At 45.1% G+C, this 22418-nt stretch carries 21 protein-coding genes and 1 other annotated feature; of the genes, 12 read left to right on the top strand and 9 right to left on the bottom strand.

The annotated features are described in order from the left end of the window. Nucleotides 1-13: 13 nt before the first annotated feature. A complete protein-coding gene (uvrY, locus tag OCT63_RS06455) occupies nucleotides 14-658 on the bottom strand; it encodes a UvrY/SirA/GacA family response regulator transcription factor (protein WP_017055118.1) in 645 nt (214 codons plus the stop codon). Nucleotides 659-1083: 425 nt separating this feature from the next. Between uvrY and OCT63_RS06450 the strand changes: the two genes are divergently transcribed. Further along, nucleotides 1084-3447 carry a DNA polymerase II gene (locus OCT63_RS06450; RefSeq protein ID WP_269983396.1) on the top strand — a complete coding sequence of 788 codons (2364 nt, stop codon included), beginning with the start codon at nucleotides 1084-1086 and terminating at the stop codon, nucleotides 3445-3447. Nucleotides 3448-3534: 87 nt separating this feature from the next. Here OCT63_RS06450 and OCT63_RS06445 read toward each other — a convergent pair whose 3' ends face one another. Beyond that, nucleotides 3535-4302, bottom strand: a complete 768-nt coding sequence (locus OCT63_RS06445; protein WP_269983395.1) for a nucleotidyltransferase domain-containing protein — start codon at nucleotides 4300-4302, stop codon at nucleotides 3535-3537. 137 nt (nucleotides 4303-4439) lie between these two features. Between OCT63_RS06445 and efpL the strand changes: the two genes are divergently transcribed. The 3 genes from efpL to OCT63_RS06430 all read left to right on the top strand — a co-directional run bounded on the left by efpL (nucleotide 4440) and on the right by OCT63_RS06430 (nucleotide 5978). Continuing rightward, nucleotides 4440-5009, top strand: coding sequence for an elongation factor P-like protein EfpL (gene efpL / locus OCT63_RS06440; RefSeq protein ID WP_060467462.1), 570 nt, complete (start codon nucleotides 4440-4442; stop codon nucleotides 5007-5009). 10 nt (nucleotides 5010-5019) lie between these two features. Further along, on the top strand, nucleotides 5020-5349 hold the full coding sequence (locus OCT63_RS06435; RefSeq protein ID WP_017055114.1) for an HI1450 family dsDNA-mimic protein: 330 nt from the start codon (nucleotides 5020-5022) through the stop codon (nucleotides 5347-5349). A gap of 146 nt (nucleotides 5350-5495) precedes the next feature. Next, nucleotides 5496-5978 carry an RNA methyltransferase gene (locus OCT63_RS06430; RefSeq protein ID WP_269983394.1) on the top strand — a complete coding sequence of 161 codons (483 nt, stop codon included), beginning with the start codon at nucleotides 5496-5498 and terminating at the stop codon, nucleotides 5976-5978. A gap of 216 nt (nucleotides 5979-6194) precedes the next feature. Here OCT63_RS06430 and rluB read toward each other — a convergent pair whose 3' ends face one another. From rluB to rnm, 3 genes are all read right to left on the bottom strand, one after another. Continuing rightward, a complete protein-coding gene (gene rluB / locus OCT63_RS06425) occupies nucleotides 6195-7226 on the bottom strand; it encodes a 23S rRNA pseudouridine(2605) synthase RluB (RefSeq protein WP_060467460.1) in 1032 nt (343 codons plus the stop codon). A 159-nt stretch (nucleotides 7227-7385) separates the two neighbouring features. After that, nucleotides 7386-8006: an L-threonylcarbamoyladenylate synthase gene (locus OCT63_RS06420; protein WP_060467459.1), complete on the bottom strand. Its 621-nt coding sequence runs from the start codon at nucleotides 8004-8006 to the stop codon at nucleotides 7386-7388. Nucleotides 8007-8061: 55 nt separating this feature from the next. After that, nucleotides 8062-8931, bottom strand: coding sequence for an RNase RNM (rnm, locus tag OCT63_RS06415; RefSeq protein WP_060467458.1), 870 nt, complete (start codon nucleotides 8929-8931; stop codon nucleotides 8062-8064). 120 nt (nucleotides 8932-9051) lie between these two features. On the opposite strand from rnm, the gene OCT63_RS06410 reads away from it, so the two are divergent. The 7 genes from OCT63_RS06410 (at nucleotide 9052) to trpA (ending at nucleotide 16217) form a co-directional block, all read left to right on the top strand. After that, nucleotides 9052-9177, top strand: a complete 126-nt coding sequence (locus tag OCT63_RS06410; RefSeq protein ID WP_017055109.1) for a trp operon leader peptide — start codon at nucleotides 9052-9054, stop codon at nucleotides 9175-9177. Then, nucleotides 9124-9238 (top strand) — a sequence feature (Trp leader region). Its footprint overlaps the gene before it by 54 nt. Nucleotides 9239-9363: 125 nt before the next feature. Next, entirely contained in the window at nucleotides 9364-10971 is a 1608-nt protein-coding gene (locus OCT63_RS06405) for an anthranilate synthase component 1 (RefSeq protein WP_161678126.1), read from the top strand. Nucleotides 10972-10973: 2 nt separating this feature from the next. Further along, complete coding sequence (locus tag OCT63_RS06400) at nucleotides 10974-11582, top strand: aminodeoxychorismate/anthranilate synthase component II (RefSeq protein ID WP_269983393.1); 609 nt, start codon at nucleotides 10974-10976, stop codon at nucleotides 11580-11582. Between the two features lie 9 nt (nucleotides 11583-11591). Next, complete coding sequence (trpD, locus tag OCT63_RS06395) at nucleotides 11592-12587, top strand: anthranilate phosphoribosyltransferase (protein WP_269983392.1); 996 nt, start codon at nucleotides 11592-11594, stop codon at nucleotides 12585-12587. 20 nt (nucleotides 12588-12607) lie between these two features. Next, entirely contained in the window at nucleotides 12608-14059 is a 1452-nt protein-coding gene (trpCF, locus tag OCT63_RS06390; protein ID WP_269983391.1) for a bifunctional indole-3-glycerol-phosphate synthase TrpC/phosphoribosylanthranilate isomerase TrpF, read from the top strand. Nucleotides 14060-14220: 161 nt separating this feature from the next. After that, complete coding sequence (trpB, locus tag OCT63_RS06385; RefSeq protein ID WP_269983390.1) at nucleotides 14221-15411, top strand: tryptophan synthase subunit beta; 1191 nt, start codon at nucleotides 14221-14223, stop codon at nucleotides 15409-15411. Further along, nucleotides 15411-16217, top strand: a complete 807-nt coding sequence (gene trpA / locus OCT63_RS06380) for a tryptophan synthase subunit alpha (RefSeq protein WP_161685906.1) — start codon at nucleotides 15411-15413, stop codon at nucleotides 16215-16217. The genes trpB and trpA overlap by 1 nt, the downstream gene beginning before the upstream one ends. Before the next feature lie 84 nt (nucleotides 16218-16301). Here the strand turns inward: trpA and OCT63_RS06375 are convergent, their stop codons facing one another. Beyond that, nucleotides 16302-17099 (bottom strand): slipin family protein, encoded by a 798-nt coding sequence (locus OCT63_RS06375; RefSeq protein ID WP_060467451.1) that lies wholly within the window; start codon nucleotides 17097-17099, stop codon nucleotides 16302-16304. A 69-nt stretch (nucleotides 17100-17168) separates the two neighbouring features. Beyond that, nucleotides 17169-18575, bottom strand: a complete 1407-nt coding sequence (locus tag OCT63_RS06370) for an NfeD family protein (RefSeq protein ID WP_161685908.1) — start codon at nucleotides 18573-18575, stop codon at nucleotides 17169-17171. 410 nt (nucleotides 18576-18985) lie between these two features. On the opposite strand from OCT63_RS06370, the gene OCT63_RS06365 reads away from it, so the two are divergent. Beyond that, nucleotides 18986-20305 (top strand): dicarboxylate/amino acid:cation symporter, encoded by a 1320-nt coding sequence (locus OCT63_RS06365; protein WP_443088545.1) that lies wholly within the window; start codon nucleotides 18986-18988, stop codon nucleotides 20303-20305. A 119-nt stretch (nucleotides 20306-20424) separates the two neighbouring features. Here OCT63_RS06365 and OCT63_RS06360 read toward each other — a convergent pair whose 3' ends face one another. Together OCT63_RS06360 and hisC are read right to left on the bottom strand one after the other, a co-directional pair. Further along, entirely contained in the window at nucleotides 20425-21198 is a 774-nt protein-coding gene (locus OCT63_RS06360; protein WP_161672184.1) for an ABC transporter substrate-binding protein, read from the bottom strand. Between the two features lie 10 nt (nucleotides 21199-21208). Continuing rightward, nucleotides 21209-22333, bottom strand: a complete 1125-nt coding sequence (hisC, locus tag OCT63_RS06355) for a histidinol-phosphate transaminase (protein ID WP_269983389.1) — start codon at nucleotides 22331-22333, stop codon at nucleotides 21209-21211. Nucleotides 22334-22418: the final 85 nt, after the last annotated feature.

The following is a 22418-nucleotide window of genomic DNA, read 5'->3' as shown; positions in this document are numbered from 1 at the left end:
TACGATCTCAGTGTTAAAGGGTCTCAGTGTCTAGCATTCCATGTCTAATCGCTAAATGCGTCAGCTCTACATCGCCACTGATATCCAGTTTACTGAACAAACGGTAGCGGTAACTATTGACTGTTTTAGGGCTTAGATTGAGTTGTTCTGAAATATCCGTCACTCTCTGACCTTTGGTAATCATCATCATGATTTGCAATTCACGTTCAGATAAGTCGGCGAATGGATTTTCAGACGCAGGCGAAAACTGGCTCAAAGCCATCTGCTGCGCAATTTCTGGTGAAATGTATCGTTGGCCGCTATTCACCACTCTAATGGCATTGACCATTTCATCCGGACCTGCCCCTTTAGTAAGGTAACCAGCAGCTCCAGCTTGCATCACTTTAGTTGGAAACGGATTTTCCGTATGAACAGTTAAAACAATGATTTTAACATCAGGGTTGAAGCGCAAGATCTTCTTGGTTGCTTCTAAGCCACCAATACCAGGCATATTCATATCCATCAAAATGACATCTGTATTGTTAGTACGACACCATTTTGCAGCATCTTCACCGCTTTCAGCTTCCCCTGCTACGTTCATTCCACGGACGTCTTCAATAATACGTCGTATCCCTGTGCGAACCAGCTCGTGATCATCTACAAGGAAAACATTTATCAAACTTGTATCTCCACACTATTAATTGGCTCTGCAACCACTGTGTCATTTCATCTGTTTGAAACAATTAAACAAAGGAACAGTGAATCGCAGCATTGAGTACATCTTAACTTAATTAGTAAAAAAAAGCTCTGTTGAATATGTGCTGAAATGCGAACTTTAGCAAGTACTTATTTATAAATAAGACAGCTAAAACAACAAGCTTTTGCTAAAAATCAACTAGTTAAAACAATTCCAATAAAATTACATAAGATAAAGATATTTTCAATACCATTGAATAATCATTCGTGACAATTTCACTTTTTTGCTTATACAGTCCCGTTATTCAACGCTATTAACGATAAATTAATGACTATTTGGCCAGCCTATTGTGCGAAATTCAGCGCTAGATGGTAGTATTCGATTCCCAGTTTCAATAGGTTACTACATTGGATATTCAGCAAGGCTTTGTACTCACAAGACAAGCGAGAGATTTTTCAGGGCGCACACAAATCGATTTGTGGCTAAGTACCCCTCAAGGCCCTACTCTGCTGACAATTCAAAATGAAAAGCCTGTATTTTTTGTCGCTCAATCTGATGTGCCAGCGTGTCAGGCTATTGCAGCGAAAGAATCGATAGACTGCCAATTTAAGCCTTTAGAACTCGCGACCTTCGAACAAACGCCTCTTGCAGCTTGTTACACCTCGCTATCAAGAAACAGCTTCGGCTTAGCGCAAGCTTTCCATAACGAAGAAATCCAAACCTTTGAAAGTGACATCCGGCTTGCCGACCGATTCTTGATGGAACGCTTTATCAAAGGCAGCATCGAATTCACGGGCACGGTTGTACAAAAGAACCAGCATCGCAGAGTCTCAAACGCAAAATGCCGCTCAGGAAACTACGTACCTAGATTATCAATAGTCTCGCTAGATATTGAGTGTTCAGAAAAAGGCGTGCTTTACTCCATCGGTTTAGATAGCCCAATGGATAGCCGAGTGATCATGGTCGGCGAACCACAAGAAGCAGACACCAACATCCAATGGGTTACCAACGAAAAAGCGCTGCTCGAAGCCATGATTAGATGGTTTTCAGAATTTGACCCTGACATCATCATTGGTTGGAACGTCATTGATTTCGACTTTAGGCTACTGCACAAACGTTCAGAATGGAATGAAGTGAAGCTCAACATTGGTCGAGACAACCAACCGAGCTTCTTTCGCTCTTCAGCACAAAGTCAGCAAGGCTTTATTACCATTCCTGGCCGCGTTGTTTTAGATGGCATTGATATGCTAAAAACGGCAACCTACCACTTCCGTTCTTGGTCACTGGAGTCGGTATCGCAAGAACTGCTCGGCGAAGGCAAAGACATTCATAATGTTCATGACCGTATGGATGAGATTAACCGGATGTTTAAATTCGATAAGCCTTCACTCGCCAAGTACAACCTTCAAGATTGTGTGTTGGTAAACAGAATCTTCGACCACACTCACCTACTCGACTTCGCCATTGAGCGCTCGCGATTAACCGGTGTCGAACTTGATCGTGTTGGCGGTTCTGTTGCTGCTTTTACTAATTTATACCTACCTCAGATACACAGAGCGGGTTATGTCGCGCCTAATCTAGAGCCTGAGAATTGGATCGCTAGCCCGGGGGGATACGTGATGGATTCTATCCCCAACCTTTACGACTCTGTATTAGTACTCGATTTTAAGAGTCTATATCCATCTATCATTCGCTCGTTCCTCATCGACCCAATGGGACTAATTGAAGGGTTGAAGTTAGAGCTAGGCTCAAAAAATGGTCAGGCCGTGGCTGGGTTTCGGGGTGGTCAATTCCACCGTACAAAGCACTTCCTTCCAGAGATGATTGAAAACCTCTGGGCAGCACGTGACGTTGCTAAGAAGAACAACGAAAAAGCATTCTCTCAAGCCATTAAGATCATCATGAACTCGTTTTATGGTGTACTAGGTTCGTCTGGTTGTCGTTTCTTCGATACCCGCTTAGCCTCATCGATCACCATGCGTGGTCATGAAATCATGAAGCAAACCAAAGTACTTATCGAAGATAAAGGCTATCAAGTTATCTATGGAGATACCGATTCAACCTTTGTGTCTCTGCACGGAAGTTATGACCAACAGCAAGCCGATGAGATTGGCCATACGCTAGTTGCGTACATTAACAATTGGTGGACTAATCACCTCAAAGAGACCTACAACCTAACCTCCATGCTTGAATTGGAATATGAAACTCACTACAGCAAGTTTCTGATGCCAACAATTCGCGGTTCAGAAACAGGCTCGAAGAAACGCTATGCCGGTCTAATCAATCAAGGCGACCAAGAAAAGATCATTTTCAAAGGACTTGAGAGTGTACGAACTGATTGGACACCGCTCGCGCAGCAGTTCCAACAAACCTTGTATGAAATGGTGTTTCACGACCAAGATCCAACGGACTACGTTAGGCAGTTTGTGAATGAAACCGCAGCCGGTGAGCACGATGATTTACTGGTTTACCAAAAACGTTTACGCCGTAAGCTATATGAGTATCAAAAAAACATTCCGCCACAAGTTAGAGCTGCAAGAATGGCCGACGAAATCAATGCTCAGCTCGGCCGTCCGCTTCAATATCAAAACAAAGGGCGTATTCAATATGTGATTACTCAGAATGGCCCTGAGCCCAAAGAGTATTTAAAGAGTGGTATTGATTATCAGCATTACATCGACAAGCAGATTAAACCAGTCGCAGAGGCTATATTGCCCTTCATCGGTTTGGATTTTGAAAGAGTCAGTGGTCAACAATTAGGTCTTTTCTAGCGCTAATTTCAAAGCGCCATAAAAACAAAAAGCAGAAGTATGTTCAGTTCATTCTGCTTTTTACATCAATTAATGGGTGACATAGCCTTATCCAATTCGAAATTCCGTTTTCTGATACTGCTTAACCAGCCAGTCTCCAAAACCATCCAGAATGCCGATCACTGAACGCTTAGGAATCGATCTTCCAGAAAGTAATATACCCAACCTTTGGATCTCGACTTCTTTATCTGGATGATACTTCAAGAACTGTTGGCCGCATTCGACAGGATCATCAAACCAATATTTATCGCGATACATCACCAAGGAGTAGCTCGCTCTTAGAAGCTTCTTAGCAATGATCACTTGCGCGGCCACTTGTTGTTCTGGCGTGGTTGCTCGGGCAATCTTGTTGCGATACACCGCTAGCCAGTTTTCCGCATCCATATTCCAATGCTTAGCAATTTCCCAACTCGTTTCAAAATCACCATAGCAATCCGATAAGTCTTCACCGTGCACACAGACAGCCAAATGCTTGAGCATAAAACCCCATGTGAAGATGTTGTCAAAATCGACGACCTCGCTAACCAAGGTCGTTTTAATCGCCACTTGAGTGACTTGTGGGAAGCTCTTTTGGAAGCGCCATTTGATAGTGTTCAACAAGGTGGTTCGTTGTTCTGGAAAAGAACGATGGGTAACCACAACCACATCTAGATTCGAACGACCAACAACGGCTTGCTTGCGTGCCACACTGCCATAAATGTAAACACTGTGCAGATTAGAACCTAGCCCACCTTTTAGAAAGGTAATCAGATCGTTAATCACAGGTTGGAATTCAGGTTGAAATGGCTGTGTTGGGTCAATAACAGGTAACTGCATAGGTCGTTTCGGTCAATAAAGTAATGATTTAACTGTGACTCTATGATCGCTTAGGTGACTTTATGATTCAAGCTATTCCTATTTATAGCATCTCCGAGATATAATCAGCGGATAGACCCACTAAGGAAAAACACAAAATGCCTAGAGCAAGTGAAATTAAGAAAGGTTTTGCGATCAACGTTGATGGCAAAACAATACTGGTTAAAGATATCGAAGTAACAACACCTGGTGGCCGTGGCGGTCAAAAGATTTACCGCTTCCGTGGTAGCGATGTAGCAACTGGCGTTAAAACAGAAGTTCGTCACAAGGCTGACGAAATTGTTGAAACTATCGACGTTACTAAGCGCGCAGTCATGTTCTCTTACGTAGATGGTAACGAGTACATCTTCATGGATAACGAAGATTACACGCAATTCATCTTCAACGGTGAAACTATCGAAGACGAACTAATGTTCATCAACGAAGACACTCAAGGCCTGTACGCGATCCTTATCGACGGCAACGCTGCGACTCTAGAGCTACCAACTTCAGTTGAGCTTATTATCGAAGAAACTGACCCTTCAATCAAAGGGGCATCTGCTTCTGCTCGTACTAAGCCAGCTCGTCTGTCTACAGGCCTTACTGTTCAAGTTCCTGAGTACATCGCAACTGGCGACAAAGTTGTTGTGAACACAGCTGAACGTAAATACATGAACCGCGCAAGCTAAGATACTTATTATGACCGAAGCTAACGACCTAATGTCTTACGACGACGCAATTGACACTGCATACGACATCTTTCTAGAGATGGCACCTGATAACCTAGAACCTGCAGACGTAATACTTTTCACTGCTCAGTTTGAAGATCGTGGCGCTGCAGAACTTGTTGAAACTGGCGATGATTGGGTTGAACATGTTGGCTTTGAAGTCGACAAAGAAATCTACGCTGAAGTACGCATTGGTCTTGTGAATGAAGCCGATGACGTTCTAGACGACGTATTTGCTCGCATGCTAATCAGCCGTGATCCAGACCATAAGTTCTGTCACATGCTGTGGAAACGCGACTAGTACCGCTGTTGACTCTCCTTGCATGAATAAACAAGTATTCATGTACGTGAGTTAAAAGTTAGCCGAGCCCATTGCTCGGCTATTTTTATCGCGCTATTTCTCATCGTGACTACCCACTTTCATCATCAACGTTAGATTCACTGATTATGACCAAAGCAAAAACAGACACACAATCAAAAGGCTATGCCTGCATTGGCCTAGTTAACCCAAAGACGCCTGAAAACGTAGGCTCAGTAATACGAGCGGCGGGCTGCTACGGCGCCAACTCTGTGTTTTACACGGGCACACGCTACGACCACGCGCGAAAATTCCATACCGATACCAAAGAGAAGCACCTAGCGCTGCCTCTAATTGGTGTTGAAGACTTGAAAAGCATTATTCCAGTAGGCTGCATACCTGTTGCTGTCGATCTGATTGAGGGCGCAAAGCCTCTACCTGATTACAAGCATCCACCACGTGCGTTTTACATCTTTGGCCCAGAAGACGGCACACTAAAGAAAGAGATCACTGACTTCTGTCGTGAGACAATTTACGTCCCAACTAATGGTTGTATGAACCTAGCCGCATCAGTGAACGTTGTGCTTTACGATAGATTAGCGAAGGGCGATAACTTTTCGAATCATAAGTAGAAGATACGAGATACGAGATACGAGATACGAACAGATTATAGATGCGCGTACACGAAGGGCACGCTTACTGTCGTTTATGGCAACATATTTTCGATACTCGGTTACTCGCATCCCGCATCTTCTATTTCTTCAGATGTAAAAAAACCTGCTCAGTTAGCAGGTTTTTTAGTATTCAGTGTTTCAGCTAATAAAGCGTTACGTTAATAACTTACGCGATTACTGACGTGTTCTTGGCTTAGCTGGTTTAGCCGGACGACCATTGTTCATCTTAGGCTTGCTTTTGTTAGCCTGAGGCTTACCTTTAGCAGCTGGAGCACTACGACCTGAATCAGGTGTTGTAGTACCACGAGTCGCTGGCTTCTTACGCTTAGACTGGTTGCTACGGCCTTTTGGTGCATTTGCACGCTCTTCGTGACGCTTAACAGCACGACGAATTTTTTGGCTACGAGAACGCTCACGCTTACGAGAAGTGTTTGAAGGATCAAGATCCAACAAAGTTTCTTTCTCTGGGTTGAGCTCAACCAACTGACGTAGGTAGTTAACTTCTTGAAGATCTAGTTCTTTCCAACCGCCGCGAGGCAGTTTCTTATCAAGGTAGATATCACCGTAACGTACACGCTTCAAACGGCTTACTGTTGTATCTTGTGATTCCCAAAGACGACGAACCTCACGGTTACGGCCTTCGTTAATCGCTACGTAGAAAGTATGGTTCATACCTTCACCGCCGGCGTAGACTACATCTTCGAAACGAGCCATGCCGTCTTCTAATTCTACGCCTCGAGTTACGTTTTTAACTTTTTGCTCAGTCACTTCACCAAATACACGTACTAGGTATTCACGCTCAACTTGACGGCTTGGGTGCATTAAACGGTTTGCAAGTTCACCATCAGTAGTGAAAAGCAAAAGACCCGATGTATTGGCATCAAGACGACCAACTGAAATCCAACGAGACCCACGGATTTTAGGTAGACGATCGAAAACAGTACGGCGGCCTTCAGGATCGTGACGAGTACAAAGCTCACCTTCAGGTTTGTAGTATGCAAGTACACGACAAACTACTTCTTCAGAAGCTTTACCAGAGACAGTGTGACCATCGATACGGATCACTGAGTTCTCGTCTTCAAGACGTTCACCCAATTTCGCCACTTGACCATTAACACTAACACGACCAGATTTGATTAAACCTTCTAGTTCACGACGAGAGCCGTGACCAGCTCGCGCTAAAACCTTCTGTAATTTTTCGCTCATTTACTCTTTTCTACCTAATTGTCGTCTTCACAGACGTCGAATGAATTTTTCGCGACCAAATCGCGGTCGCGTATTATCGCAAATAACCCGCCAAAAAGCACTTGTTATTTACTATGGCAGGTTCTCTGTATCGTTACAGACTGTTAATCAGTAAATCGATTATTCAAACGGCGCTGGATCACCGGCACCACGACGTAAAATCACGGCGTCATCGTCACTGAAGTCAATAACGGTCGTTGGTTGTTCGCCCAAGTATCCGCCATTCAAGATGACATCAACGGCGTGCTCAAGGCTGTCACGAATCTCTTCAGGATCCGACTCCGTCGTCTCGTTACCAGGCAGGATCAGTGACGTCGACATCAGGGGTTCGCCCATCGCTTCCAAAAGGTCAAGTGCAATCTTATTGTCTGGTACACGAATACCAATGGTTTTACGTTTCGCGTTCATTAAACGCTTTGGCACTTCTTTGGTCGCTTTAAAAATAAACGTGTAAGCACCTGGCGTATGCGCCTTAAGCAGACGGAAAGCCACGTTATCTACTCGTGCATAAAGTGACAATTCAGACAGGTCACGACATAACAAAGTGAAGTTGTGTTTATCGTCAATACGGCGAATTTTACAAATACGTTCAAGTGCTTGTTTGTTCTCAAGCTGACAACCCAGTGCATAACCGGAATCTGTTGGATAAACCACTACACCGCCATTGCGAATGATAGCAACCGCTTGGCTGATTAAACGCGCTTGTGGGTTATCTGGGTGTACATAAAAAAACTGGCTCATTGTTGATCCTCGTTATCGAATCTCTCGACTCTATCATCAGAAGGAGCTGGTTCACCTAAATACTGTCATTAGTATCAGATGGTGACACCGTTTGAAACTCCCAATCTTTCCATACTTCTTCGACCCCAGAAGGTAGCCAGAGATTACGTCCAAGTTCCATCCACGGAGACGGATAATGGAAGTCACTGCCTTGGGAGGCTAATAGTTTGTATTGTATAGCATAATCCGCAAGTGTGCGCCTTTCTTGTTGCGCTTGCTGAGGTTGAGCAACTTCCATAGCGTCACCATTTGCTTCAACAAATGCTGCGAGAAGGCGCTTAACCCACTTCGCGGTGAGGCCATATCTTCCAGGGTGTGCTAGCACAGCTTGTCCACCTGCCGCATGAATCGCCGTTACGGCGTCACTCATTGAGCACCACGTTGGTGGTACATAACCTGGATTGTTGCGAGTCAAAAACTTTTTAAACACTTGCTGCATGGTTTTCGCGTAGCCATTATCGACTAACCATTTAGCAAAGTGAGCACGAGTGATAGGCGCATCACCTGCAATTAGTTTAACTTCTTCTAGCACCCCTTCTCGGGTCGCCTTTTCGAGTCGTTGAGCAATCATCTCAGCACGCCCAATACGATGAAGCTTTTGCTGTTCAATTAACGTTTTCAATTCTGGCGATTCAGGATCGACGTTTAACCCAACAATATGGATATCTTTGTTTTGCCAAACGGTTGAAATCTCGATTCCGTTAATCAACTGAATAGGAAGATTGTTGTCAGCAATATAGTTGCGTGCTTCCGCAAGCCCATCAGTCGTATCATGATCTGTAATCGCTAACGCTTCGATGTTAAAGCCTAGCGCTCGGTCAATCAGTTCAGGTGGAGTAAGTCGGCCATCTGAGGCTGTTGTATGACTATGTAGATCAATTCTCATATATTCTTTTTCATTGTTTTCAATTTTTATCGTTATATTTGTGTCAACACACTTGACCTGCAAGAGTAAAACTAGTTAACTAGTACACAAATACGAAGTATCACATTTAATAGGTTCACTATGTTACAAGAATTTAACCAGTACCATAAAGACAAAGTTTTAGAACTTTCTTCAGCAGAAGCAAGTTCTGAGCTTAATTGGTGGCGCACTTGGACAAGTTCTTGGTGGGCTAATGTGTACTTCTAGTTAAACGATTTGTTTATAAAAAAGTTATCACTAAGCCCGCTTTCATAGCGGGCTTTTTAATTTGTCGAACATTTCACATTCCACTCACTAACAAATCAACGAGTTAACCATATTCTATATTGGGTGAAGGGTATCTTTATGCGACTATGTACGGCAGGAAATTTAAAAAATCATAAAGGAGGTCTTGTGAACAAGGCCATTGAAATCAAAAAGCTGGGAGCTATTGAGACCATCAATTCTTCAGTTCCCTACTCGCAAGATCCAACCAGTGTTTTTCATACGTTATGTGAAAATAAAACAGACAGCTTGCTGCTGGAATCTGCTGAAATTGAATCTAAACAGAACCTAACAAGCCTACTCCTTATCGATTCTGCAGTTCGCATCGTATGTCGCGGACATGAAGTAACCTTTCAAGCGTTGACCCAAAATGGTCAAGCGCTTATCGAGCATCTAACTCAAAACGTTAAAGCAGATATTAAATCTGATCTGACCGATAACTTACTAACGCTAACTTTTGTCGAACCAAGCAACGAATTGGACGAAGACTCGCGTTTAAGAGAAGCCTCTTCTTTTGATGCTCTGCGTTTGGTTCAGCACAGTTTCGAGCAAGACCCAAGCAACAAACACGCGTTATTCATGGCTGGCCTATTCGCTTACGACATCGTGGCGAACTTTGAACCGCTAGGCGATGCACAAGCAACCAACAAGTGCCCTGACTTTGTTTTCTACGTGGCTGAAACACTATTACGTTTCGACCACCAAGAGAACGAAGGCCTGCTTCACGCAAGCTTATTCACTCAAGATGAAAGCATTAAAGCGCAACTGACAGAGCGTTTAGCCGACGTTCAAACACAGTGTCAATCACTGAAAGCGATCACAGAAGTTACGCCACTAGACAACGTGGACGCCGTACCAAGCGTTTCAGACGAAGATTTCTGCCAAACGGTTCGTGACCTAAAAGAATACGTAGTAAAAGGCGACGTATTCCAAGTGGTACCTTCACGCCGATTCACGCTTCCTTGCCCTGCTCCACTAGCAGCCTACAAAGAGCTTAAGCAAAGCAACCCAAGCCCTTACATGTTCTACATGCAAGATGAGCTGTTTACTCTGTTCGGTGCTTCTCCAGAAAGCGCGCTGAAATACGAAACTGAAACCAACCAAATTGAGATCTACCCAATTGCGGGTACTCGTCGTCGTGGTAAGCGCCCTGATGGTCAAATCGATTTCGACCTAGATAGTCGTATCGAACTTGAACTGCGCACCGACAAGAAAGAAAACGCAGAACACATGATGCTGGTCGACCTAGCACGTAACGATGTGGCCCGTATTGCCGAAGCTGGCACTCGCCACGTTGCAGACTTGCTGAAAGTTGACCGCTACAGCCATGTGATGCACTTGGTTTCTCGCGTAGTTGGTCAGCTACGTGAAGACTTAGATGCGCTACACGCTTACCAAGCTTGTATGAACATGGGGACGCTGACGGGTGCACCAAAAATCCGCGCAATGCAGCTTATTCGCGATGTAGAAAAAACGCGTCGTGGTAGCTATGGTGGCGCAGTCGGTTACCTAACCGGTGAAGGCACGTTAGATACGTGTATCGTGATTCGCTCTGCTTACGTTGAAGATGGCGTAGCACAAGTACAAGCGGGGGCTGGTGTGGTATTCGATTCAGACCCACAAGCAGAAGCTGACGAAACTCGCGGTAAAGCTCAAGCGGTCATCTCAGCGATTCAAGCTGCACATACTAAAAACGTAGCTCTTCACCAACACGCATCAAGCAAGAAGGAGTCGTAATCATGGCTGATATTGTATTCATCGATAACTTCGACTCGTTCACTTACAACCTTGTAGACCAGTTCCGTTCATTAGGTCACAGCGTAAAGATTTACCGTAACAACATTCCCGCGAAGGTAGTTGAAGCGGCAATCAACGAATTAGACAACCCGGTAGCACTGCTTTCACCGGGCCCTGGCGCTCCAGCAGACGCGGGCTGCATGCCTGAGCTGATTCAGTTGCTAAAAGGCAAAGTGCCAATGATTGGTATTTGCTTAGGCCACCAAGCGATTGTTGAAGCTTATGGCGGTACCGTTGCAGGCGCTGGCGAAATAATTCATGGCAAGGTGTCGATGATGGAACACCAAAACCATGCGACTTACCAAGGTCTACCTTCTCCATTGGCTATCGCTCGCTACCACTCTTTGGTAGCAACGCATGTATCCGATAGCCTAACAGTGACCGCTGAAGTCGATGATTTGGTCATGTCTGTGGTTCAAGAACAAGACAAGGTTTGTGGATTCCAATTCCACCCTGAATCAATTATGACGACTTACGGTGCAACGCTTCTAGCAAACGCTATCGAATGGGCTCTTGAGAAACCTCTTCGCCTAGAGAAGAACGGGAAATAGGACAAGATCATGGAACAGATTAATAAACTTTACGAACAGCAGTCTCTTACTCAAGAAGAAAGCCAACAACTGTTTGATGTCATCATTAAGGGCGAACTAGACCCAATTTTGATGGCTTCTGCGCTAACTGCATTGAAAATCAAAGGCGAAACGCCCGATGAAATCGCTGGCGCAGCGAAAGCACTACTTGCGAATGCAAACCCGTTCCCACGCCCTGATTACGATTTCGCAGACATCGTAGGTACAGGTGGTGACGGTCATAACACCATTAATATCTCAACGACTTCTGCGTTTGTTGCCGCTGCATGTGGATTAAAAATCGCCAAGCACGGTAACCGCAGTGCCTCGAGCAAATCAGGCTCTTCTGACCTACTGGATTCGTTTGGCATCAACCTAGCGATGACAGCGGAAGACACTCGCACGGCTGTTGATGAACTTGGCGTAGCATTCCTATTTGCTCCGCAATATCACGGCGGTGTACGTCACGCGATGCCTGTTCGTCAAACAATGAAAACACGCACTATCTTCAACATTCTTGGTCCATTAATTAACCCTGCTCGCCCTAACATCGAATTAATGGGGGTTTACAGCAAAGAGCTAGTACGCCCTATCGCAGAAACCATGTTACAAATGGGTATGAAGCGCGCGGCGGTTGTTCACGGTAGCGGCCTTGATGAAGTAGCAATTCATGGCGAAACTATCGTTGCCGAAATTAAAGATGGCAAGATTCACGAATACACAGTGACACCGGCTGACTTTGGTTTGAACATTCACCCGCTTGAAGCCATTAAGGGCGGCGAGCCAGAAGAGAACAAAGCCATCACAACCGATATCCTGACAGGTAAAGGCACTGAAGCACAAGTTGGCGCAGTAGCCGTGAACGTTGCTCTACTGATGCGTCTATTTGGTCACGAAGATCTGAAAGCCAACGCACAGCAAGCGATTGACGCAATGAACTCTGGCAAAGCGTACGAGCTTGTACAAAAGCTTGCTGCACACGCCTAACGAATGACGAGACAAAGAACATGACACAGAATACCGATAAACTGTCGACCCACGTTTCAGTCAAAGAAGCAGAAATGGCGGAAGTACTAGCAAAAATCGTTCGTGATAAATACCAATGGGTTGCAGCGCGTAAGCAGACTCAACCATTAGATGAGTTTAAAGCGGCGTTAACCGCAACAGACCGCAGCTTTTATGATGCTCTGAGCGGCGACCAAACGGTTTTTATCACTGAATGTAAGAAGGCATCTCCGTCAAAAGGGCTAATCCGTGACGAGTTTAATTTGGATTACATTGCATCGGTTTACAACAACCACGCAAACGCAATATCAGTTCTGACCGACGAGAAATACTTCCAAGGTGATTTTGAGTTTTTACCTAAGGTTCGCAGCATTGCTAAGCAACCGATTCTGTGTAAAGACTTCATGGTTGATACCTACCAAGTTTACCTAGCTCGTCACTATTCAGCTGATGCTATCTTGTTGATGCTATCGGTATTGGATGATGAAGAGTACCAAGCACTTGCTGAGGTTGCTCACTCATTCAACATGGGTGTGCTTACTGAAGTCAGCAACGAAGAAGAGCTTCACCGCGCTGTCGCTTTAAAAGCAAAAGTGATCGGTATTAATAACCGTAACCTACGTGACCTTTCGACTGATTTGAACCGTACTAAAGAGTTGGCGCCGCTGATTCGCGAATTGGCTCCAAACGCAGTCGTGATTTCAGAGTCGGGCATCTACAACCACCAACAAGTGCGTGACCTTTCAACGTTTGCAGATGGCTTCCTAATCGGCAGTTCTCTAATGGCAGAGAAAAACCTTGAACTTGCAGTGCGTAAAGTAACGCTGGGAGAAAACAAGGTGTGTGGTTTAACTCACTCTGACGATGCAGCAAAAGCGTATCAAGCAGGCGCGGTATTCGGTGGTCTGATTTTCGTTGAAGCGTCTAAGCGTCATGTGGATATCGAAGCGGCTCGTTTAACGATGAGCGGAGCACCGCTGAACTACGTGGGTGTGTTCCAAAACCACAGCGTGGCAGATGTGGCTAACACGGTTTCTGAGCTCGGTTTGTTTGCTGTACAACTGCACGGTGATGAGTCTCAAGCGTATGTCGACGAGCTAAAACAATCACTGCCTGAAAGCGTTGAGATTTGGAAAGCTTATGGTGTGGCTTCTGGCGATGCTTCCGGTGCTAAAAGCGCGTTACCAGAATTACTGGAAAGCAACGTGACTCGCCACCTGCTAGATACTAAAGTAGGTTCTCAAACGGGTGGTACAGGTCAAGCGTTCGATTGGAGCCTGATCAACAACCAAAGCGCAATCATGTTGGCAGGTGGTTTAAACCCAGAAAATGCTAACCAAGCCGCTAAATTGGGCTGCTTAGGGTTAGACCTAAACTCTGGTGTTGAATCCGCTCCAGGTAAAAAAGACGCAGACAAGCTGCAACGTGCTTTTGCAGCGATTCGTAATTATTAGTTCGGTTTCTAGAATTTAAAACCTAGAACTTGAAATCTAGAGCCCAGAGCTTAGAAAGCAGAAACGAAAAACATATTTGTGGGCTTTGCCTTTTGCGAAGCTCAATCAAGATTAAACGACTTGGTGTGAATACACATCAATAGAATTGAAGGAATAACACAATGGCTAAACTCGATGCCTACTTTGGTGAATACGGTGGTCAATACGTACCGCAGATCCTAGTGCCAGCACTAGACCAACTTGAACAAGCATTTATCGATGCACAAGCCGATCCTGAGTTCCGCAGTGAATTCATGACGCTTCTTCAAGAGTACGCGGGTCGTCCAACGGCACTAACGCTCACTCGCAACCTAACCAAAGGTACAAAAACCAAACTGTACCTCAAGCGTGAAGACCTACTTCACGGTGGCGCACACAAAACAAACCAAGTACTGGGTCAAGCGCTACTTGCTAAACGTATGGGTAAACAAGAAATCATCGCTGAAACTGGCGCAGGCCAACACGGTGTTGCGACGGCGCTAGCATGTGCTCTATTAGGTCTTAAGTGTCGTGTTTACATGGGCGCTAAAGACGTTGAACGTCAAAGCCCGAACGTATTCCGTATGAAACTAATGGGCGCAGAGGTTATCCCTGTTCATTCTGGCTCTTCAACGCTAAAAGATGCGTGTAACGAAGCGCTACGTGACTGGTCTGCAACTTATGAAGACGCACACTACCTATTGGGTACTGCGGCTGGCCCTCACCCGTTCCCAACCATCGTTCGTGATTTCCAACGCATGATTGGTGAAGAAACGAAGAACCAAATTCTAGCGCGTGAAGGTCGCCTGCCTGATGCTGTTATCGCTTGTGTTGGCGGCGGTTCAAACGCTATCGGCATGTTCGCTGATTTCATTGAAGAAGAAACGGTTCGCCTAATCGGTGTTGAGCCAGCTGGTAAAGGTATTGATACCGACCAACACGGCGCGCCACTTAAGCACGGTAAAACGGGTATCTTCTTTGGTATGAAAGCACCACTGATGCAAGATGAGAACGGCCAAGTAGAAGAGTCCTACTCTGTATCTGCGGGTCTAGACTTCCCATCAGTTGGCCCTCAACATGCTCACCTAAATGCCATTGGTCGTGCTGAATACGAAAACGTAACCGATGACGAAGCACTAGAAGCTTTCCAAGCTATCGCACGTAACGAAGGCATCATCGCAGCGCTAGAGTCCTCTCATGCTTTAGCTCATGCTGTTAAAATGGCTCACGACGACCCAGAGAAAGAGCAGCTATTAGTGGTTAACCTATCTGGACGTGGTGATAAAGACATTTTCTCCGTACACGACATTCTTAAAGAGAAAGGAACATTATAATGGATCGCTATCAATCACTCTTCACTCGCTTAGCTGAAAAGAATCAGGGCGCATTTGTACCATTCGTAACGGTTGGCGATCCTAACCCTGAGCAGTCTCTTAAGATCATGGAAACGCTAGTTGAAGCTGGTGCTGACGCACTTGAGCTTGGTATCCCATTCTCAGATCCGCTTGCAGATGGCCCGACAATCCAAGGCGCAAACATTCGTGCTTTAGATTCTAAAGTAACGCCAGATGTATGTTTTGATCTTATTGGTCAAATTCGCGCTAAATACCCAGAGCTGCCAATCGGCCTACTGATGTACGCAAACTTGGTTTACGCACGTGGTATCGAGAACTTCTACGAGCGTTGTGCTAATGCAGGTATCGATTCAGTATTGATTGCAGACGTACCAACCAACGAAAGCGGTGAGTTTGTGGCTGCAGCGAAGAAGTTTGGTATTCACCCAATCTTTATTGCTCCACCAACAGCAAGCGATGAAACACTTCAGTCAGTATCTGAGTTAGGTGGTGGTTACACTTACCTACTTTCTCGCTCAGGCGTAACAGGTGCTGAAACAAAGGCAAACATGCCAGTAACCGCGCTACTTGATCGTTTGAACAAATTCGACGCGCCACCAGCATTGCTTGGTTTCGGCATCTCGGCTCCTGAGCAAGTAAAAGAAGCGATTCAAGCTGGCGCTGCCGGTGCAATCTCAGGCTCAGCAGTTGTAAAAATCATTGAGAACAACGTTGAACAACCAGAAGCAATGCTTAAAGCATTGGCTGAGTTTGTAACGCCAATGAAAGCCGCAACACAGAAGTAATCTTTAGAGCATTAGCTAAACACTTTAGATCCTGAAAGGCGCCACATATGTGACGCCTTTTTTATTGTTTGTGATTCACGCTAGCTAATCGTCCACTTTCATCGCTTTGTTAATCGCGGCCTCATTGAGTGTCGCTTTGATTGGATCGGTGATTTTATCCACTAGATCGACCGGCATCGGGAATACGATCGTTGTCGTGCGTTCATTCGCAACCTCGGTTAATGTTTGCATATATCGTAACTGAATGGCGTTAGGCGCCTTATTCAATACTTCTGCTGCCTCTCTTAGCTTAGCAGAAGCTTCGAGCTCACCCGTCGCATGTATTACCTTAGCTCGACGGGTTCGCTCAGCTTCCGCTTGTTTCGCTAGGGCTCTCACCATACTTTCATCAAGATCAACATGTTTAATCTCAACATTGGCTATCTTAATTCCCCAATTATCCGTGTGTTGATCCAGTATCAATTGTAAGTCTCTGTTGAGTTCTTCTCGCTCAGACAACAGTTCATCCAACTCATGTTGCCCCAATACGGAACGTAACGTCGTTTGTGACAGCTGGCTGGTCGCTTCGAGGTAGTTCTCCACATTATTGATCGCCATCTTTGGATCCAGCACTCTGAAGTAGACCACTGCATTGACCTTAACCGACACATTGTCACGAGTGATCAAGTCTTGTGTCGGTACGTCTAATACGATTGTTCGTAAATCCACTCTCACGATCTGTTGAATAAAGGGGATGATGATAATCAACCCCGGTCCTTTCACACCGTAAAAGCGCCCAAGGAAGAACACCACTGCGCGCTCGTACTCACGTAACACTCTGAACATGCTGGCTATCAACAAGATAACGAGCACGATGACAATACCTATAATGTGTATAAACATAACCGCCCCCTAATGGTAACGATGGTTAAGCAATAAATAATTCGATCAAGTTTGCCCTGCATGGCGCGCCTAACTAGGTTTCGATGATCTCTCATCGGGCAGCGCCTCAACATCCAAAGAAAGCCCTGTTAGCTTGGTGACTCTGATACTCTGCCCCGCTTTCAGTTCATCGGCGCATTTAGCTTGCCAGATCTCACCTTCAACCAGCACTCGACCCGCACCCGGAAAACCGCTGACCACCTTACCTGTCTCGCCGACCACGGCTTCCATCCCCGTGGTCACTGGTCTGTTTCTTACTCGGACTAGCATTGATATTGTTACGACAATAAATGCCACAGAGAACAAACTGATTCCAATAATTAGTGGCAAGGCGATTTGATAGCCCGGCACCTCTGTGTCCATTAGCATGATTGAGCCCAATGTAAATGCAGCGACGCCACCCAAACCGAAAATACCAAAACTCGGGCTAAACGCTTCTGCGATCATTAGCGCAATACCCAACAAGATCAAAGCAAGGCCGGCATAACTTACAGGCAGCATTTGTAAGGAATACATGGCGAGCAACAAACAAATACCACCAAGCACACCCGGTAAACCACCACCAGGGTTATAGAACTCAAGCAACAAACCGTAGATGCCGATAAGCATGAGAATATAAGCTACGTTCGGGTTGGTGATAACCGAGAGCAAACTAAAGCGCCAGTCTTGTTCTCGCTCAACAAAAGCCACCTCGTTGAGCAGAATTTCCTGGCTGACACCGTTGATTGCGATGGTGCGCCCATTGCTCATCTCGACCAGTTGCTGAATATCGCTGGCAATGAAATCAATAACGTTAAATTCGAGTGCATTCTCTGAATCCAAACTCGCTGCTTCTCTCACCGCCTTTTCTGCCCACTCTTCATTACGATTGTGCAATTTAGCTAGGCTAACAATGTAAGCGGAAGCATCGTTGATCACCTTTTTCTCCATCGCAGTGGTGGCTTTTACTTGCTCGGAGCTCTCTTCTTTAGGTGAACCTTGCTCATTGGCTGTGCCGTTGTCGTCTTTATTCGCGTCTTCTTGTGGGGATAACGGATTAGAAGGGCCTTTACCTCCACCAAGAGACACTGGAGTTGCTGCCCCCAAATTGGTTCCTGGAGCCATAGAAGCGATGTGACTGGCGAGTAAAATATAAGTCCCTGCACTTGCCGCGCGTGATCCTGCAGGACCAACCCAAGTCGCAATGGGAACTGGTGATGTGGTGATGGATCGAATAATGTCGCGCATCGACGTATCTAACCCGCCGGGCGTGTTCATTTTCAATATGATGAGCTTAGCTTGCTCATCGTGGGCTTGTTCTATTTCTCTCGTGAGGTAATCACTGGTCGCCGGACCTATACCTCCATTCACCTCTATCACCCAGACATCATCGGCCTGAACATTCGCAGAGCTAAACAACAGAAGAAACGCAAACAAGTACTTTAATATAAAAGTCATAGCCCCTCTCCTTACAATTGAGATGCTAAATAGACGTTTATTTAAAGCGTAGAGGTAACATCTTGGTAATAATTCGTTATCTTAAGCATAGCTCAGGCTGAATTTCCCACAACACACTTATCAATATCTCCCCCATATCCAATGAGCAAAAAAAAGCGCACAAATGAAACCTAAATGTTAACAAAGCACTTCTACCACCGAAGGGGGAAACCATTCACAAATGCATCTTTAAACATAAATTCCATAAACCCAACAAATGCTCGAGCAATAAAACCCAAAAGCAAACGTTTGCTTGGACACAAAAAAGCGACAAATAACATTAGACCACGTGTTTTTAGAGGGTTTTCACCTCAGCTCATATTGATAAATGTAAAAGATACGTGTAAAACTCTTAGCGAAATATTTATCCAATGGCACATCGTTCATTGGTGAGTAGTTCTGGGATTTTTATATTTAGTAGCACAGAGGTTATGGAAGTGTTAAAAGAAAAGAATTTACTAAGCAATATCGGCATTCAAGTCGTTATTGCAATGATCGTCGGTACCGTAGTCGGTGCGATGATGGGTGACAGCGCAACTATGTTCGCTCCACTGGGTGCTATCTTCATCAACTTGATCAAGATGCTGGTTATTCCTCTCGTCGCGGTTGCCCTAATTTCAGGTGCTGCTGGTCTAGGTAATAGCTCATCGGCTGGTAAAGTCGGTGTAACAACACTGGGTTACTTCGCACTAACGTCTGCACTTGCTGTAGCCCTAGCGCTGGTAATGGGTGAAGTATTCGAACCGGGTCGTGGTATCGATGTTTCTGGCGTAGAAGGCATGTTCTCTTCTGAATACGCTGCGAAAGGCGAGCTCCCAACGTTTTGGGCAACCATCACAGGCATGATCCCGACCAACGTTTTCCAATCACTGAACGAAGCAAACATTCTTCAAATTCTAGTTTTCTGCTTATTCTTTGGTATTGCGATCTCTAAACAAGCAAAAGAGAAGCGTGATCCTATCATCAACGGTGTAAATGCGATTGTTGATGCAATGGTTTGGATGATCAACAAGGTTATGATCATCGCTCCACTTGGCGTGTTCGGCCTAATGGCAGAAGCAGTAGGTACATTCGGTTTTGGCGCACTTATGGTTGTGTTCAAGCTGTTTATTGTTTACATCGCTGCGATCCTGATCTTCGGCTTTGTGGCTTACCCACTGATGATTCAAATCTTCACTAAGACTTCTGCGAAGAAGTTCCTAGTGGCAATGAAGAAACCTCAAGCGGTTGCACTATCAACAGCCTCTTCTATGGCAACACTACCAGTAACAATGGAAACCGTAGAGAAAGAGCTTGGTGTTCGTAACTCTACCGCTTCATTCGTTCTACCTCTTGGCGCGACGATCAACATGTCTGGTAACGCAATTTACTACGGCCTAGTGGCTATCTTCTTTGCACAGCTGTTCAACATCGACCTCTCTATGGGTGCTTACGTTGCTATCATCGTAACGTCTACACTAGGCGCAGTTGGTCAAGCTGGTGTTCCAGGCCCTTCTTTCCTAGTGGTTGCGGTTCTTCTAGCAGCTGGTATCCCTATCGAAGGTCTACCTCTGTTGTTCGCTCTAGACCGTATCTTCGACATGATCCGTACTGCTCTGAACATCACTGGTGATGCAGCATGTGCAGTCATCGTTGATTCTCTAATCGAAGACGAAGCGAAAGAAGCTGAGCTACAAAAACAGCAAGCGTAATAAATAAACGCTAAATTGGTGGTGTTGAATTGATACCACGGACATAAGCGAAAAAATCCGAGAGCCTCACAGCTCTCGGATTTTTGTTTTTGGTGATTTAATTTTAAGCGCTAGCTCAATTACAAATCACTACCATAGATATCAAACGTGAAGTACTTAGCGGCGATCTTGTCGTAAGTGCCGTTCGCTCTTATCTCTTCGATTGCGGTGTTGAATTGTTTCGCCAGTTTTGAATCCTGCTTTCTTAGCGCTAGAGCCGTGCCTTCGCCGATGTAGGCTTTATCGGTCACCGCTTTGCCTTTGAACTCGAAACCCTCCCCTTCTTTCTTGTCTAAGAAAGCAAGTGATAGTTGGTCAGAGTTACCAAACGTTAGATCTAAACGGCCATTTTGCAGATCAAGGTACACTTCGTCCTGACCGGTGTACCGCTTGATGTTTACGATGTCACCAAACTTATCGGTTACGTAACGGTCGTGAATCGTACCCTGTTGTACGCCGATGGTTTTGCCCTCTAAGCCCTTCTCATCAATACCAAACTCCGCGCTTTTGGCAGCAACAAACACGGCTGGTGTTTGGTAGTACTTATCAGTAAACAAAATCTTGCGCTTACGCTCTTCTGTGATACGCATTGAAGCCATGATCACATCTGACTTTCTTGCCAATAAGCTTGGAATTAGCGAGTCCCAACTTTGTGATACCCAAGTGCAATCTAACTTAGCTTGCTCACACAAAGCATCTGCTATCTCGATATCAAACCCGACAGGCACACCTTCACTATTTTTGTAGTTGAATGGCGGATACGTAAAGTCTGATGCCAAACGGATTTCTTTCGCCTGTACCGTTGTACCAAGTAAAGCGGCCGTACACGCGAGTCCTAGTATTATCTTTTTCATCATTGCCATCCTAGATATGATCTTTACCAAGTTGATATTGAGGTTGTTGATCTTGTGGTTTGAGTTTTAGTTGTAGCTCGGCTTGGTAGCGCGAAAGTGACTCAATCACTTCCGACATACTCTCTTGGCTGCCGATACTAATTCGAACACAATGACGTAACGCGGGCTCGTGGTTTTGATCCCTTGTCACAATGCCATCTTTTGCTAATACACTAAACACTTCGTGCTCAGGCTTGTGGCGTAGTAACACGAAGTTAGTAGAAGATGGGTAAACCTGCTCTATGAAATCAAACTGCGTTAACTCACCAGCAAACCAGTTACGTAGCTTAACAAGCTTTAAAGTCGCGTCTTTCATCACTGACACTCGTTCATCAGATAAAGCGTCTAACACGATTTGAGAAGAACAATCTGGCATTGGGTATGGCGGTATCAGTTTAGCGACATACTGCATGACATCTGCGCTAGCTAAAATAAAACCACAGCGAACCGAGGCAAGACCAAATGCCTTAGACAAAGTACGGACCACCACTAAATGCGGGTAACGCTCAATAAGATTCACAGCTGAGGTTTGTGGTTCAAACTCAATGTACGCTTCGTCCACCACCACTAGAGATTTTCCGATGGTCCCCTCGAGTACTTGAGTCAAATCTGATTTAGGAATCACATTGCCGGTTGGATTATTGGGTGAACAAAGAAAAACGATATTGGCCAACTCGGCTTTATTCACGATGTCAGCAACGTTTAAGCTAAAATCTTCCTGTAAAGGAGAGTCGAGCGTTTCAATCGCCAGTGCATCAGCGCAAAACTCATACATGGCATACGTTGGTGAACAGATAAGAATCTTGTCTTGTTCTGGCTTACAAAATGCCCTGATCAGAAGATCAATTGCTTCATCAGCGCCACGAACCGCGATTGTAGGAGCTTCTGTTGCGCAATATTTTTGATACGCCTTGGCAATATCTTGAGGTAAGAAATCTGGGTAGCGATTATAGCTTGGTTCAGCTTCGAACAAAGTGTTCTCTAGTTCATTGGCATTTAACCAGATACGTCCATCACCACCAATTCTTCTTGCCGATTGATAAGGTATTAATTTTTTTACGGCCTGAGGTACTAAACTATCAATAAAAGATGTCAAAAACTGTCCCTTCCATGTAATAAAGAGGTCTTCACCACTGCCTTCATATTCAAAAAATGCGAACTATACACATATTGAATCACAA

The sequence above is a fragment of the Vibrio sp. RW genome, assembly GCF_027587105.1.
GTDB lineage: Bacteria > Pseudomonadota > Gammaproteobacteria > Enterobacterales > Vibrionaceae > Vibrio > Vibrio toranzoniae.
The sequence above is the reverse complement of the archived record's forward strand: the minus strand, read 5'-3'. Positions and strand labels throughout refer to the sequence as shown.

What these genes read in the sequence shown, in the direction of transcription:
- OCT63_RS06445 (WP_269983395.1), bottom strand. Translation starts at nt 4,302, where the DNA reads ATGCAGTTACCTGTTATTGACCCAACACAGCCATTTCAACCTGAATTC.
- efpL (WP_060467462.1), top strand. Translation starts at nt 4,440, where the DNA reads ATGCCTAGAGCAAGTGAAATTAAGAAAGGTTTTGCGATCAACGTTGAT.
- OCT63_RS06435 (WP_017055114.1), top strand. Translation starts at nt 5,020, where the DNA reads ATGACCGAAGCTAACGACCTAATGTCTTACGACGACGCAATTGACACT.
- OCT63_RS06430 (WP_269983394.1), top strand. Translation starts at nt 5,496, where the DNA reads ATGACCAAAGCAAAAACAGACACACAATCAAAAGGCTATGCCTGCATT.
- rluB (WP_060467460.1), bottom strand. Translation starts at nt 7,226, where the DNA reads ATGAGCGAAAAATTACAGAAGGTTTTAGCGCGAGCTGGTCACGGCTCT.
- OCT63_RS06420 (WP_060467459.1), bottom strand. Translation starts at nt 8,006, where the DNA reads ATGAGCCAGTTTTTTTATGTACACCCAGATAACCCACAAGCGCGTTTA.
- rnm (WP_060467458.1), bottom strand. Translation starts at nt 8,931, where the DNA reads ATGAGAATTGATCTACATAGTCATACAACAGCCTCAGATGGCCGACTT.
- OCT63_RS06410 (WP_017055109.1), top strand. Translation starts at nt 9,052, where the DNA reads ATGTTACAAGAATTTAACCAGTACCATAAAGACAAAGTTTTAGAACTT.
- OCT63_RS06400 (WP_269983393.1), top strand. Translation starts at nt 10,974, where the DNA reads ATGGCTGATATTGTATTCATCGATAACTTCGACTCGTTCACTTACAAC.
- trpD (WP_269983392.1), top strand. Translation starts at nt 11,592, where the DNA reads ATGGAACAGATTAATAAACTTTACGAACAGCAGTCTCTTACTCAAGAA.
- trpCF (WP_269983391.1), top strand. Translation starts at nt 12,608, where the DNA reads ATGACACAGAATACCGATAAACTGTCGACCCACGTTTCAGTCAAAGAA.
- trpB (WP_269983390.1), top strand. Translation starts at nt 14,221, where the DNA reads ATGGCTAAACTCGATGCCTACTTTGGTGAATACGGTGGTCAATACGTA.
- trpA (WP_161685906.1), top strand. Translation starts at nt 15,411, where the DNA reads ATGGATCGCTATCAATCACTCTTCACTCGCTTAGCTGAAAAGAATCAG.
- OCT63_RS06375 (WP_060467451.1), bottom strand. Translation starts at nt 17,099, where the DNA reads ATGTTTATACACATTATAGGTATTGTCATCGTGCTCGTTATCTTGTTG.
- OCT63_RS06370 (WP_161685908.1), bottom strand. Translation starts at nt 18,575, where the DNA reads ATGACTTTTATATTAAAGTACTTGTTTGCGTTTCTTCTGTTGTTTAGC.
- OCT63_RS06365 (WP_443088545.1), top strand. Translation starts at nt 18,986, where the DNA reads ATGGCACATCGTTCATTGGTGAGTAGTTCTGGGATTTTTATATTTAGT.
- OCT63_RS06360 (WP_161672184.1), bottom strand. Translation starts at nt 21,198, where the DNA reads ATGAAAAAGATAATACTAGGACTCGCGTGTACGGCCGCTTTACTTGGT.